The organism is Streptomyces sp. NPDC046308 (assembly GCF_055588065.1).
The window spans coordinates 419,153-432,972 of sequence record NZ_JBVJFB010000005.1; the positions used below are offsets into that span (position 1 = coordinate 419,153).

General features: G+C 73.5%; 13 protein-coding genes. 5 read left to right on the plus strand and 8 right to left on the minus strand.

Features of this window, described 5'->3' with window-relative positions:
• Position 1 precedes the first annotated feature (1 nt).
• Positions 2-679, minus strand: coding sequence for a uracil-DNA glycosylase (locus tag ACZ6JT_RS22675; RefSeq protein ID WP_469212280.1), 678 nt, complete (start codon positions 677-679; stop codon positions 2-4).
• Between the two features lie 153 nt (positions 680-832).
• Here ACZ6JT_RS22675 and ACZ6JT_RS22680 point away from each other — a divergent pair, with 153 nt between their 5' ends.
• Entirely contained in the window at positions 833-1,747 is a 915-nt protein-coding gene (locus ACZ6JT_RS22680; protein ID WP_365473342.1) for a sirohydrochlorin chelatase, read from the plus strand.
• A gap of 114 nt (positions 1,748-1,861) precedes the next feature.
• On the opposite strand, the gene ACZ6JT_RS22685 is transcribed toward ACZ6JT_RS22680, so the two are convergent.
• The 3 genes from ACZ6JT_RS22685 to ACZ6JT_RS22695 form a co-directional block, all read right to left on the minus strand.
• Complete coding sequence (locus tag ACZ6JT_RS22685) at positions 1,862-2,947, minus strand: lactonase family protein (protein WP_469212283.1); 1,086 nt, start codon at positions 2,945-2,947, stop codon at positions 1,862-1,864.
• Positions 2,948-3,002: 55 nt separating this feature from the next.
• Complete coding sequence (locus ACZ6JT_RS22690; protein ID WP_469212284.1) at positions 3,003-4,139, minus strand: nitric oxide synthase oxygenase; 1,137 nt, start codon at positions 4,137-4,139, stop codon at positions 3,003-3,005.
• A 196-nt stretch (positions 4,140-4,335) separates the two neighbouring features.
• Positions 4,336-4,917, minus strand: coding sequence for a GNAT family N-acetyltransferase (locus ACZ6JT_RS22695; protein WP_469212286.1), 582 nt, complete (start codon positions 4,915-4,917; stop codon positions 4,336-4,338).
• 141 nt (positions 4,918-5,058) lie between these two features.
• Between ACZ6JT_RS22695 and ACZ6JT_RS22700 the strand changes: the two genes are divergently transcribed.
• On the plus strand, positions 5,059-7,356 hold the full coding sequence (locus ACZ6JT_RS22700; RefSeq protein ID WP_469212288.1) for a HelD family protein: 2,298 nt from the start codon (positions 5,059-5,061) through the stop codon (positions 7,354-7,356).
• On the opposite strand, the gene ACZ6JT_RS22705 is transcribed toward ACZ6JT_RS22700, so the two are convergent.
• From ACZ6JT_RS22705 to ACZ6JT_RS22720, 4 genes are all read right to left on the minus strand, one after another.
• Entirely contained in the window at positions 7,346-8,848 is a 1,503-nt protein-coding gene (locus ACZ6JT_RS22705; protein WP_469212568.1) for an FUSC family protein, read from the minus strand. The two genes, ACZ6JT_RS22700 and ACZ6JT_RS22705, sit on opposite strands and share 11 nt — an antisense overlap.
• Positions 8,849-9,145: 297 nt before the next feature.
• Positions 9,146-9,574, minus strand: coding sequence for a universal stress protein (locus ACZ6JT_RS22710; protein ID WP_469212291.1), 429 nt, complete (start codon positions 9,572-9,574; stop codon positions 9,146-9,148).
• A 9-nt stretch (positions 9,575-9,583) separates the two neighbouring features.
• Positions 9,584-11,092 (minus strand): APC family permease, encoded by a 1,509-nt coding sequence (locus ACZ6JT_RS22715; RefSeq protein WP_469212292.1) that lies wholly within the window; start codon positions 11,090-11,092, stop codon positions 9,584-9,586.
• Positions 11,093-11,142: 50 nt separating this feature from the next.
• A complete protein-coding gene (locus ACZ6JT_RS22720) occupies positions 11,143-11,736 on the minus strand; it encodes a histidine phosphatase family protein (protein WP_469212293.1) in 594 nt (197 codons plus the stop codon).
• Positions 11,737-11,806: 70 nt separating this feature from the next.
• Here ACZ6JT_RS22720 and ACZ6JT_RS22725 point away from each other — a divergent pair, with 70 nt between their 5' ends.
• From ACZ6JT_RS22725 to ACZ6JT_RS22735, 3 genes are read left to right on the plus strand one after another with little or no spacing between them, the layout of a single operon-like run.
• Positions 11,807-12,553 (plus strand): YoaK family protein, encoded by a 747-nt coding sequence (locus ACZ6JT_RS22725; RefSeq protein WP_469212295.1) that lies wholly within the window; start codon positions 11,807-11,809, stop codon positions 12,551-12,553.
• A 37-nt stretch (positions 12,554-12,590) separates the two neighbouring features.
• Positions 12,591-13,070: an Lrp/AsnC family transcriptional regulator gene (locus tag ACZ6JT_RS22730; protein WP_030709058.1), complete on the plus strand. Its 480-nt coding sequence runs from the start codon at positions 12,591-12,593 to the stop codon at positions 13,068-13,070.
• Positions 13,071-13,115: 45 nt separating this feature from the next.
• Positions 13,116-13,793, plus strand: coding sequence for an HAD family hydrolase (locus ACZ6JT_RS22735; protein ID WP_469212297.1), 678 nt, complete (start codon positions 13,116-13,118; stop codon positions 13,791-13,793).
• The last annotated feature ends 27 nt before the right edge of the window (positions 13,794-13,820 follow it).

Consider the following 13,820-nt stretch of genomic DNA (forward strand, 5'->3'; position numbering starts at 1 on the left):
CCTAGGGCAGCCGCCAGTCGACGGGCTGCGTGCCCTGGCGCGCGAGCAGGTCGTTCGCCCGGCTGAAGGGGCGCGAGCCGAAGAAACCGCGGTCCGCCGACATCGGCGAGGGGTGCGCCGACTCGACGGCGGGCAGGTCCCCGAGCAGCGGCCGCAGGTTGCGCGCGTCGCGGCCCCACAGGATCGACACGAGGGGCGTGCCCCGGGCGGCGAGGGCCCGGATCGCCTGCTCGGTCACTTCCTCCCAGCCCTTGCCGCGGTGCGCGGCCGGCTTTCCGGGCGCCGTCGTCAGGGCCCGGTTCAGCAGCAGCACGCCCTGGCGGGTCCACGGGGTGAGGTCCCCGTTGGACGGCCGGGGAAGCCCCAGGTCGGAGTTCATCTCGCGGAAGATGTTCTCCAGGCTGCCCGGCAGCCGGCGCACGTCCGGCGCGACGGCGAAGCTCAGGCCGATGGCCATCCCCGGCGTGGGGTAGGGGTCCTGTCCGACGATCAGGACGCGGACGTCGTCGAAGGGCTGCTGGAAGGCGCGCAGTACGTTCGCGCCGGCCGGCAGGTAGGTCCGGCCCGCGGCGATCTCGCCGCGGAGGAAGTTCCCCATGGCCGCGATGCGTCCGGACACGGGCTCCAGGGCCTTCGCCCAGCCTGCTTCGACGAGTTCATTCAAAGGTCGTGGTGCCACGCTGTGTCACTCTACTGGTCCAATGGGGTGGCCGGGCGCCTCCCGTCGGTCAGTTGACGGTATCTGCCCTTCATCGGATAAATGCGGACAGATGCCTCCCGAGAAGGCCCTGCCCGAACACCTTGTTCCGATAAGCCAGTAGCATGCGGCGCCATGAGCTCCCCCACTGGGCCCGCAAATGGCCTGCCCGTACGAATGCCGCGACCCCGCCAGACCGGACGGCACCGCCGGCCCGAGCCCGCGGCGGCGCCCGAGGGCGCGCCCGCGCTGGTGCTCGCCGTGCCCGGTGCTCCCTCGGCCGCCTCGCGGCAGCTGGCGGAAGAGATCATCAGCATCGGCCGCTCCGAGCTGCCGGGCCTCGACGCCCGCATCGGCTTCCTCGACGGTGACGACGCCTCCGAGTTCCCGTCCCTGTCCGGCGTGCTGACCGCCGTCGCGACCGAGCGTGCCGCGCGCGCGGAGTTCGCCCGCGCCGCCGGCCACGAGGTGCCCGCGCCGACCGGCCCGGACGCCGTGGTCGTACCGCTGCTCGCCGGCCCGGACGCGGACCTGCTCCGCCGGATCCGCCAGGCACTGATGGACTCCTCGGCCGCCGCCGAGCTGGCCGACGTGCTCGGCCCGCACCCGCTGCTCGCCGAGGGCCTGCACGTGCGGCTGTCCGAGGCCGGCCTGGCCCGTGCCGACCGCGCCCGGCTCTTCACCGTGACCACCGCCGCCGACGGCATCGTCCTGGCCACCACCGGTGGCGAGGAGGCCGTGCAGGCCGCCGGGATCACGGGCATGCTGCTCGCCGCCCGGCTCGCCGTGCCCGTGAAGGCGGCCGCGCTGGACCAGGAGGGCTCGGTGGCCGCCGTCGCCGAGCAGCTGCGCGGCGAGGGCTCCACACAGCTCGCGCTCGCCCCGTACCTGATCGGCCCGGAGGCGGCCGACGGACTGCTGGACACCGCCTGCAAGGAGGCCGACTGCGCCACCGCCGAGGTGCTCGGGGCCTACCCGGCGCTCGGCAAGCTGGCCGTCGCCCAGTACTCCGCGGCCCTCGGGATCGCCCAGGGCGCCGCTGCCCACTGACCCGTCCGTCCGTGACGGAGAAGGCCCCCGCCGACCCTGGCCTCCAGGGCTCGCCGGGGGCCTTTCCCGTGGCCCCGTACGGACGGTCCGTGCGGCCGCCCTGTCCGAAGGCCCCTACGGGGACCCGTACGCCGGTCCGCCGAGGACCACGCAAGTGGCCGCGGGTACGGCCAGTGAGCCGGCGCGGTGCGGCAGGCCGGTCAGCGGGTCCACGTCGAACCACGTGACGTCGCCCGAGCGCTCGTTGGCCGCGTAGAGCCGGCGCCCCGAGGGGTCGACGGCGAGATCGCGCGGCCAGTCGCCGCCGCAGTCCACGGCGCCGGTGGGCCGCGGCTCCTCGGGGCCGTCGGCCAGGGAGAAGGTGGCGATGACGTCGGCACCGCGGACGGCCACCCAGACGAACCGCCCGTCGGGCGAGGCGACGATCGCCGAGGGATAGGCCCGCACGGCCCCTGAGGGGCCCGTGGGGGCGACCGGAACCTCCCGGACCGGTTCCAGTTGCCCGGACGCCCCGTTCCAGCGGCAGACGGTCACCTGCGGCTCCAGCTCGTGCAGGACGTAGACCACGGCGCCCTCCGGGTGGAAGACGAGGTGGCGGGGGCCGGTCCCGGCGCGCAGCGCGGTCTCGGCGTGGAGGCGCAGCTCGCCGGTGGCCGCATCCGGCGCGCAGATGCGCACCGAGTCGGTGCCGAGGTCCACGCTGAGCACCCAGCGGCCGCTCGGGTCGGGCAGCACCTGGTGGGCGTGCGGCCGCTCCTGGCGGTCGGCGTCGGGGCCGCTCCCCTCGTGCGGCAGGACGTGGGCGGGCCCGGCAGGACTGCCGTCGGCGGCGAGCGGGAGGCTGCTGACGCTGCCGGACGTGTAGTTGGCGATGTGCAGCCGGCCCCCGCCGACGCTGAGGTGGGTGGGACCGGAGCCGCCGACGCGGAAGGCGGCGCCGAGCGGGGCGAGGCCGTCGGCGGTCGTCCGGAAGGCGGTCACCGCGCCCTCGTCGGTCTCGTTCACCGCGTAGAGCACACCGGTGTCCCGGGCGAGCGCGAGGTACGAGGGGTCGTCGGTGGCGGCGACCGAGAGCGTGGCCAGCGCTCCGGTCACCGGATCCACGGCCGCGGTGGTGACACCGCGGCCGCCCCCCGAGGTGAACGAGCCGATGTAGGCCCGGTGTTCGCCGCGATGGTCGATACTGTCAGCGCCGCCCACACGAGGCCCCTCTCACCGCTCTCGGATCCGTTCGGAGCCGACGGTAACAGAAGGTCTAGACCAAATCCCGCCCCTGGGCCCGTTCTCGCGCGCCGGGGTGGTGCACGTACGCGGTGCTGCTCGGGCTGTCCTCGTAGGTGCGGTGGAAGACCGGGGTGGCGGAGCCCGAGATCGGCGGCACGATCCAGGACCAGTCCGCGCCCACCTCGCGCCCCTTGCGCTCCTCCCGCTCCATGTGGGACAGGAACCGCCGGGACTCGGAGTGGTGGTCGGCGATGGCGACGCCCGCGCGGTCGAAGGAGTGCAGGACCGCCCGGTTGAGCTCGACGAGCGCGCGGTCCTTCCAGAGGGAGCGCTCGCTGGAGGTGTCCAGTCCGAGGCGGCGGGCAACGGCCGGCAGGAGGTTGTACCGGTCGGTGTCGGCGAGGTTGCGCGCGCCGATCTCGGTGCCCATGTACCAGCCGTTGAAGGGCGCGGCCGGGTAGTGGATGCCGCCGATCTCCAGGCACATGTTCGAGATGGCGGGTACGGCGTGCCAGCGCAGCCCCCAGTCCGCCCAGAAGTCGCCGTCGGGGTGCTCGATCGGCACCTCGAGGACGGCGTCCGCGGGGGTGTCGAACCAGCGGGGTTTGTCGTCGACGCCCTGGACCACCAGCGGAAGGAGGTCGAAGGGGCTGCCGGAGCCGCCGGCCCAGCCGAGCTGGAGCAGGGCCTCGGTGAGCGGGGCGTTGCGGGCGTCCCCGACGGTTATGGAGGGGTGGTCGCCGTACCCGGCGTAGCGAATGAGCTGCTCGCTCCAGATCAGCGGGCCGGGCCGGCCGGGGGCGTCCGGGGCGAAGACCGTGATGGTGGGTCTGATCCTGCCGCCGTTGGTCGCCTCGCGCAGGTGGTCGAAGCACTCGGCGGCGATGTCGTCGGAGGCGGTGAGCCCGCGGCGGTCGCGGACCCGAAGCGAGTTCCAGTAGAGCCTGCCTATGCAGCGGTTGCTGTTGCGCCAGGCCACGCGCGCCCCGTGGGCCAGCTCCTCGGGGGTGTGCACGTAGGTGCCGGTCGCGGCCAGTTCGGCCCTGACGGCGGCGAGCCGGGCGCGCGGATCGCCCGCGCCCTTGGTCTCCCGGTGGAAGAGTCGGATGAACTCCTCGGCCGCTTCCCACACCTGAGCGGTGGTGGAGCGCTGTTGAAGAATTTCCATTCCGGGCCGTTACCCCCTGTCCGACCAGATCCACCCTGTACGTGCCGGATGAATGTGCAGTAAACAATTACCCGTTGTACATGCCGCAGGTCAGCGGTGTGCGGCCAGAGCGACCGGAACACTCCTCTGAGTGATCTTCACCGATCGGCCTGCGGACGGGGCGGGTTGGGGCGTACGATCCGGCGCACGCGCGGGTTCAGCGGCAGGGCCGGCTCATGTAGAGCGCCCGCTCGCCGACGGCCGGGGTGCCGTCGTAGAGCGTGGTGTCGAGGCCGCAGAATCCGAAGCCCATCCGCCGGTAGGCGTGCACGGCGGGGGCGTTGACCGAACTGACCTCCAACCACAGGTGCTCAGCGCCCCGTTCACGGGCGTAGTCCGCCGCGCACTCCATGAGCGCGCGGCCGATGCCGCGGCCCCGGCGGCCGGGCGCGACCTCGATGTCCTCGATCGTGAGGCGCCGGTTCCACGCGGCGTAGCCGACGGCCGCGAAGCCGCACACCTCGCCGCCCTCGAGGGCCACGTAGGTGCGCGCGTCCGCGTCCCGGCCCGCGGCGCCGCCGAAGCCCTGCTCGTCGTGCTCCTCGGGCGGGAACACCTTGTGCACGGGCGGGTCCACCGGAACCTCGCGGAGCCGGAAGCCGAAGCCGTCCTCGGCGGCGGCCACCTCGAAGACCGTGGCGGTGGTGAAAGAGCTGTCCAGGGCCTCGATGGCACCCGCGTCCTCGGGGCGGGCGAGGCGGTAGACGATTCCGTCGGCGGAGCCGTGTGCGGTGGTCATGGGGTCCACCGTACGCAAAAAATCCCCCGGCCGAATTCGCTGCCGAGGGATGCGAGAGAGTATATTGATTGGTTCGTGACTTCACGGAAAGAGAAGCCACAAAGAACCTTACGAGGACACTGTATCGCGGTGGGAGTGCAATTGTCAACCGAGGAATTCCGAAAAGAGCAGCAATTCGTCACCGATCTCTATCGGCGCCTCGACGACCTGCGCGACCAGGCCGAACGTGCGGTCGAAGGGGCATTGCACGACGTGGGGAACGGGTTTCAGGCGCGCCTCGAGCGCGATGTCCTCGTCGCCGAGCAGTCCGGCCTGCTTTCCGCGCTGAATGCGGGTGAGAACGGCCTGTGTTTCGGCCGTCTGGAGTTCTCCGACGGCAGGGACCACCACATCGGCCGGATCGGGATCCGCGCGGACGACGCGGACCGCACGCCGCTGGTGCTGGACTGGCGCGCGGAGGTGGCCCGCCCCTTCTACCTCGCCACCGGCCACACCCCCATGGGGCTACGCCGGCGCCGGCACATCAGCAGCCGGGGGCGCGAGATCACCGCCCTGCACGACGAGATCCTCGACCTCACCGACGCGGAACGCACCGGCCACGAGGGCGCGGACGCGGACGCCGTGCTGCTCGCCGCGCTCGACGCCGCCCGGACCGGCCGCATGCACGACATCGTGCGCACGATCCAGGCCGAGCAGGACCGGATCATCCGTTCCCCGCACCGCGGGGTGCTCGTCGTGGAGGGCGGCCCCGGCACCGGGAAGACCGCGGTCGCGCTGCACCGCGCCGCGTACCTGCTGTACGCCCACCGGGAACTGCTCGCCAAGCGCGGGGTGCTGATCGTCGGACCGGGGCCGGCCTTCCTCGGGTACATCGGCGAGGTGCTCCCGGCCCTCGGCGAGACGGGGGTGCTGCTCGCCACTCCGGGAGAGCTCTTCCCGGGCGTGCACGCCACCGGCACCGACCGCCCCGGGGCCGCCGCGGTGAAGGGCCGGGCCGCGATGGCGGAGGTCCTCGCCCTGGTCGTGGCCGATCGGCAGGGCCTGCCGGAGACCGTGCCGGCGGGCACCGGGGAGGAGTACGCCACGGTCCCCGAGCCCGCGCTGGAGATCGACCACGACGACTACGGGACCCTGCTGCTGGACCGCACCATGGCGTACGAGGCACGGGACCGGGCCCGGGCCACCGGGCTGCCGCACAACCAGGCGCGCCCCGCCTTCGCCTTCCGGATCATCGACGCGCTCACCGCGCAGCTCGCCGACCGGCTGGGCGCCGATCCGTACGGCGGGCCGAACCTGCTCGGCCCGGACGACGTGGCCCAGCTCGGCAAGGAGATCGCGATGAGCCCCGCCGTGCACGCGGCGATCGACTCGCTGTGGCCCTCCCTCACCCCCGAGCAGCTGGTCGCCGACTTCCTGGCGGATCCCACGCACGTGTCCGCGCACGAGGCCGGGCTGATCCGGCGCGCGCCCTCGGCACGCCCGGACTGGACCCCGGCCGACGTACCACTGCTGGACGAGGCGGCCGAGCTGCTGGGGGAGGACGACAGCGCCCGGCGCGCCGCCGAGGAACGGGAACGGCAGCAGCGCATCGCGTACGCGCAGGGGGTGCTGGACCTGTCCGAGGGTTCCCAGTCGTACGAGTTCGAGGACGAGGAGAACGAGTACCTCGCGGCCCACGACATCATCGACGCCGAGCGGATGGCCGAGCGCCAGGAGGAGGCCGACCACCGCAGCGCCGCCGAGCGGGCGGCCGCCGACCGCACGTGGGCCTTCGGCCATGTGATCGTGGACGAGGCGCAGGAGCTGTCGGAGATGGCGTGGCGGCTGTTGATGCGGCGCTGCCCCACCCGGTCGATGACGCTGGTCGGCGATCCCGCGCAGACCGCCGACGAGGCGGGCTGCGGCTCCTGGGAGCGGATCCTCTCCCCGTACGTGGGCGAGCGCTGGGAGCTGGTCCGGCTGGGGGTGAACTACCGCACCCCGGCCGAGATCATGGAGGTGGCGGCGGCCGTGCTGCGGGAGCGCGATCCCGGCTTCGAACCGCCGCGCTCGGTACGCACGACGGGGGTGCGGCCGTGGGCGCGGGAGGCCGGGGACCCGGCGCGGGCGGTCGCGGAGGCCGTGGAGCGGGAGCGGCCGGCGCAGGGGCGGCTCGCGGTGATCGCCCCGCGGGCGCTGCACGCCGCGCTGGCCGCCGTACTGCCGGGGGTGCGGGAGGGCGCGGAGCCGGATCTGACCCGGGAGGTCGTCCTGCTGGATCCGCGCCAGGCCAAGGGGCTGGAGTTCGACACGGTGGTCGTGGTGGAGCCGGCCGACTTCCAGCCCAGCGACCTGTACGTGGCGCTGACCCGGGCCACCCAGACCCTCGGCGTGGTGCACTCCGCCGGCCGGCTGCCGGCGGGGCTGGCGCTCTCGGCGCAGGGCCTGGTCAGGCGCTGACGACGAACGGCGCCCGCGGGTCGCTGCCCAGCGGGGCGGCGAGTTCGGCGAGAGCCCGCTCCAGGCCGTGCAGGTGGGCGAGCGCGGGCCCGGAGGCGGTGGTGTGCGCCACGCTCTCGCGGGCCGGGGCAGGCCCGCTCGCGCCCCGCTCCCCGGCGGTCAGCGCCTCCACGGCGGCCTCGACGCGCCAGCAGGCCGTGGCGAGGCGGGCGTCGTGGCTCGCGTCCGGGTCGGCGGCGACGGCGACCAGGCCGCGCACCTCGCGCGCGCAGTCGTCCAGGAGCGCGATGACCTGGCCGGCGCGGGCCTTGCGCGCGCGGAACGGGCTGAGCGGGTGGACCAGCGGAGCGAGCGCCATCCGGACCCTCGCCAGCAGGGTCTCCAGCTCGGCGGCGTGGGGCGCCGGGTCCGCCGTCGGGGAGCCGGCCAGGCGGGCGGCGGCTTGGGCGGTGGCCGCGTGTACGCAGTGCAGGGCGCGCTGGATCCAGGCGTCGTTCGTGGCGTGGGTGGTGACCGGCAGCACGAGGACCACGGCCAGCGCCGCGCACACCGCGCCGACGGCCGTCTCCTCCAGGCGCAGCACGAGCAGGCCGGGGTCCAGCACGCCCAGCAGGCCGTACAGCAGTCCCGCCATGAGGGTGACCGCGAGGATCATCCAGCTGTAGGAGACGGCGGCCGTGTAGAAGATCGCGAAGACGCAGGCGGCGACCAGGAGGGCGGTGGGCGCGGGCGCGCCGTTCAGCGGGATGGCGATCAGTACGCCGGCGGCCACGCCGATGACGGTGCCGAGCACCCGGCGGAAGCCCCGCACGAGGGTCTCGCCGCGCGAGGCGGTGTTGACGAAGATCCACCAGGCGGTGCCGACGGCCCAGTACCAGCGGTCCTCGGAGAGCACCTGGCCGATGGCGAGGGCGACGGCGCACGCGGCGGTGGCCTGGAAGGCCTGGCGGGTGGTGGGCCGGGCGAGGCCGCGGCCGGGCAGCGGTGCGGGGGCGGCGGGCGGCGGGGTGCGCCGCTCGATGGGCCAGAGCAGGAACCGTACGGCGCCGGCGGCGACCAGGGCGAGGCCCACGGCGGCGAACAGTTCCGGGAGCTGGGCGGGGACGGCGTGCAGGAACTGCGTGATGAAGAAGTTCATGAACGCGAAGATCCCGAGGGCGTGTCCGCGCGGGCCCCAGCGGCGGGCGTAGACCCCGCAGAAGACGACGAGCACGAAGGCCGCGTCGCGGGCGGGTGTCAGCCCGTGCAGGGCGGTGGCGAGGGCGAGGACCGGGAATCCGGCGGCGGGCAGCAGGGCGGTGGTGACGGCCTGGCGGCGCACGGTCGCGTCGGTGACGGTGAAGAGGGCGAGCAGGGCCGCCAGTCCCCCGGTGATGGAGGCGCTCAGGGAGAGACCGCACAGTTCGGCGAGGGCGACGGCGGCGGCGACGCCGATCACCGCGCGGGCCGCGTTCCTGAGTCTCAGACGCCCCGGATCCGGAGCCACGAACATCCTCTTCACGGCGGTGTGCCGCCCCCCTCGAGTGGTGCGCGCCGGCCCGGAGCCGCCCGGGGGTGGTGGGCGGTGGACGGGCACGGCGAAGGCGCCGCGCTCCGGAACCGGCCTCGTTGCCGTCCGGCGCTGCGCAGCGCCGCAAGTACATGGATACGACACAGATAAGCATCCGCAGGGGCAATGGCTCAAGCGGGGCCCCGGAGCCTGGACCATTGGCACAGTTACCGGCGGGGATCGTCGGCCATCAGGAGGCCAACGGACTGGCTTTCCCGTGCGGTGGGGACCCGCCCGGGCTCACTGCGCCAGGCCGCCTTCGGTCGGCACGCACAGGACGGGCACCGGTGACAGGTGCAGGAGCTTGTGCGGGGTGGAACCGAGCAGGGCGCCGCGGATCGGGCTGTCGCCCCAGCTGCCGACGATGATGACGCGGGCGTGGTGGCGTTCGGCGGCGTCCAGGAGGGCCTGGGCCGGCTTCTCGTCGACGACCTCGACCGTCGAGGGGACCCCGGCGGCGTCGGCCTCCTCGACGGCGCGGGCGAGGGCGCTGCGGCCCACTTGGCGGACGGCCTCCCGGTGGGCGCGGTACTCCTCGCCGGTGGAGCCCGGCGCGGCCGCGCCGTAGACGAGGACGAGCGGCTCGCCGAAGGCGGTGGCCACCTCCAGCGCCACGTGCAGGGCCCGTTCGGCGCCGGGCGACTCGTCGTAACCAAGGACCACGGACATCGGGACTCCTCAGCGCTTCCCGGTGTGGACGAGCGCCGGGTCGACCACGCCCCGCCGCTCCTGCCAGAACCGGCCGTCCCGTACCCGCCAGAAGCACATGACGAGCACGCCGGCGACGGCGATCGCGATCCCGATGACCAGCGGCGGGCCGAGGCCGAACCAGGAGACGCCGCTCGCCGAGTTCTCCGGGTCGGACATGTCTCCGATGGACTCCACCAGCAGCCAGAACAGGAGGCCGGCGCCGACCACCGGGCCGACGCCGATGAGCAGGAGGTTGTGTGCGTTCTCGGTGAGGTGGCGACGGTAGTAGATGGCGCAGGCGAGGCCGGTGAGCGCGTAGTAGAAGGCGATCAGCAGGGACAGTGCGGTGAGGGAGTCCAGGAGCGCGTTCTCGCTGATCTGGTTGACGACGAGGTACCAGCCGATGGCGATGCCGGCCACCCACCAGGTGCTCACGTCCGGGGTCCGGAACCGGTGGTGGATGTGCGCGAGCGGGTGCGGCAGCGCGTGCCGGCGGGCCATGGACAGGGCGGTGCGGGAGGCCGGGATGATCGTGGTCTGTGTGGAGGCGAGCGCGGAGGTGCAGACGGCGAGGAGCACCACCCAGTCCCAGCCGCCCATGACCTCGTGGGCGAGCACGGCGAAGATGGCCTCCTCCTCGGCCGCGTTCTCGGCGAGGAAGGTGGTGCCCGCGTAGCCGACGACCGCGAAGCAGACGGACAGGTAGGTGACCAGGAGGATGACCGTCGACCAGATTCCGGCCTTGCCGGGGGCGGTGGCGGAGTTCTCGACCTCCTCGGTGAGGTTGACCGCGGACTCCCAGCCCCAGTACATGAACACGCCGAGCAGCAGTCCGCCGGTGAGGGCGGCGCCGCCCGCGCCGAAGGGGTTGAGCCAGCCGAGGGACGGCTCGATCTCCTCGAGGGTGCTGGTGCCGGCGTAGATGCGGTAGAGGGCGACGACCGCGAAGGCCAGCAGGAAGAAGACCTGGGCGAGGATGAGGACGTCCTGGAGGTGGGCCGAGAGCTCGGTGCCGATGACGCAGACGGCGGTCATGGCCAGGATCACGGCGACGGTGAGGGACTGCCGGATCCAGGGGTTGGCGGCCCAGTCGTCGAGGCCGAGGGCGAGCAGGCCGAAGTTGACGGCGACGTCCGCCAGCGAGCCGATGACCAGCACGCCCGTCATGGCGATCGCCCAGCCGCCGAGCCAGCCGGCCCAGGGGCCCATGGCCCGGGTGACCCACGAGAAGGTCGTCCCGCAGTCCTGGTCCACCTTGTTCAGGTAGTAGAAGGCGGCGGCGATGAGCAGCATCGGCACGAAGGAGGCCAGCATCACGCCCGGCGCGTAGATCCCGACCAGGGCCACGATCGGCCCGAGCACGGCGGCCAGGGAGTAGGCGGGCGAGGTGGAGTTGAGGCCGATGACGAGCGCGTCGAGGAAGCCGATCGCGTTGGCCTTGAGTCCCTCTTCCCCGTGCTCCGGCTCGTGTTCGACGTCCGTTCGGTCCTGACCCATGTACGAATGGTCACGCACCCGCCGCGACCGCGCGAGGCGGGACGGGCCGGTCAGGGGCGGACGTTCCAGCCCGCGATCACCGGGAGCCCGTGTTCCGTGGAGAGCACGCTGACCGTGCCGGTGCGCAGCAGGAAGAGCCGGCCGGCCGCCGGTTCCAGGCCCAGGTAGCGGGCGGTGAGGACGCGCAGGAAGTGGCCGTGCGCGACCAACACGACGTCGCCGCCGTCCGCGCCGAGTACGGGGGCGACCCGGGCGAGGGCGCGGTCCGCGCGGGCGCCCACCTGGGCGGGGCTCTCGCCGGGGTGCGCCGCGTCGCCGGGCGGGACGCCGTCGGTCCACAGGGACCAGTCCGGGGTGGTCCGCCGGATCTCCCGGGTGGTGATGCCCTCGTAGCCGCCGTAGTCCCACTCGTACAGGTCGGGGTCGGTGGCCGCGTCGGTGAGTCCGGCGAGTTCGGCGGTGGCGACGGCCCGGTGCAGCGGGCTGGTCAGCACCAGGGCCGGGTGCCGGTCCCGGAAGTAGGGGGCCAGTGAGATGGCCTCCTCGACGCCGCCCGCGTTCAGCGGCACGTCGGTGCGTCCGGTGTGCCGTCCGTCGGCGCTCCAGGATGTTTCTCCGTGCCTCACCAGCAACAGGTCGCTCACGCCTCGGACCCTATGCCTTCCGGCATGTCGACGCCGACGGATCCGGGCGGGCGTGTCACTGTCGGGCGTCATGGACGAGAAGCGGAAGGCCGCGCGGACGGCCGGTTCGCAGCTCCCGCCGCGCATGCCGGCGCTGATGGTCGCCCTGACCGCGGTGACCGGGGTGGTCGAGGCGGTGAGCCTGCTCGCGCTCGGGCCGGCCTTCACGGCGATGCAGACCGGCAACGTGCTGTTCCTGGCCTTCGGCGTCGCGCAGGCGCCCGATCTGCCGACCCTGCCCGCCGGGATCTCGCTGGCCGCGTTCGTCCTCGGGGTGATCTGCGGCTCCCACCTGGAGGCGGTGACGGAGGCCCGCGGGCGGCGCTGGTTCGTCCTGGGCCTCATCGTCGAGGCCGCACTGATCCTGGCCGCCGCGGCCGCCGCCTGGGGGCTGGTGCCCCGGTACGGATCGCCGACCCCGCGGCACCTGGCGGTGACGGCGGTCCTGGCGCTGGCGATGGGCCTGCGCAACACCACGATCATGCGGGCGAACGTGCCGGGAGTGCCGACGACGCTGGTCACCCGGTCCATGACCGCTTTCCTCGGCGGCTCCGCCATGGGCCGCGACGCCGTCTACGGATTCGGGACGGCGGGCTGGAAACTGCGCGGCCTGTCCGTCCTCGCCATGTTCACCGGCGGGGTCCTCGGGGCGCTGGTCATCCGGGCCGGCTGCACGGTGGGCTGGCTCCTGCTGCCGACCGCCGCCGCGGTGCTGGTGATCGGCCTGGCCTACCGGGGGCAGCCCCCGCTGCACACCGGGCCCGCCGCCGGCCGGTAACGATCGCGCTGAACTGGGCCATTGGTACAGTCGCGGCATGGCGGTGGACGAGCTCGACACCCGAATCCTGCGTCTGCTGATCGAGCAGCCGCGCACCAGCGTTCGCGAGTACGCCCGGATCCTCGGCGTCGCGCGCGGGACCCTGCAGGCCCGGCTGGACCGGCTGGAGCGCACGGGCGTGATCACGGGGACCGGGCCGGTGCTCTCCCCCGCCGCGCTGGGCCACCCGGTGCTGGCCTTCGTCCACATCGAGGTCACCCAGGGACATCTGGACGACGTGGGGGACGCGCTCGCCGCCGTACCGGAGATCATCGAGGCCTTCTCGATCACCGGCGGCGGGGACCTGTTGACCCGGGTGGCGGCCCGCGACAACGCGCACCTGGAGGACGTGATCCAGCGGCTGATCCAGCTGCCCGGTGTGGTCCGCACGCGGACGGAGGTGGCCCTGCGCGAGCGGGTCCCGCACCGGCTGCTGCCGCTGGTCGAATCGGTGGGGAGGAACGCCCGCAAGACCTGACAGGATGACTACGACAGGACATAAGCGGCAGGACGGGCATACCGGATGATTTCCGTCATATTCGATCTCGACGGCACCCTCGTGGACAGCGAACCGAACTACTACGAGTCCGGGCGCCGCACCTTGGAGCGGCACGGAATCCCCGATTTCACGTGGGAACAGCACTCCCGTTTCATCGGCATCGGCACCCTGGAGACGCTGGAGATCCTCAAGGAGCGGTACGGGATCCCGGCACCGGTCGAGCAGCTGCTCGCCGAGCAGAACGCGGCCTATCTGGAGCTCGCCCGCACCCGGACCGAGGTCTTCCCGCAGATGCGGAAGTTCGTCGAGCGGCTGTACGCCGAAGGGGTGCCGATGGCGGTGGCCTCCGGTTCCTCGCTCGAGGCGATCGACGCCGTCCTGGCCGGCACCGGGCTGGACGCGCTGCTGACCACGGTCGTCTCCGCCGAGGAGGTCGCGCACGGCAAGCCCGCTCCGGACGTGTTCCTGGAGGCGGCCCGCCGGCTGGGCGCGCGGCCCGCCGACTGCGTGGTCGTCGAGGACGCGGCGCCGGGGGCGCTGGCCGCCCACGCCGCGGGCATGGGCTGCGTCGTGGTCCCGTACGCGACGGACATCGCGGACGACCCGTCCTTCGCCTCGGCGGGACTCCTCTTCCGGGGCGGGCAGGCGCAGTTCACCGCGGACGCGGCGCACGACTGGCTGACGGCGCGCCCGACGGCCTGAGGGTTCGGTCGAGCGCGCCGAGGGCCG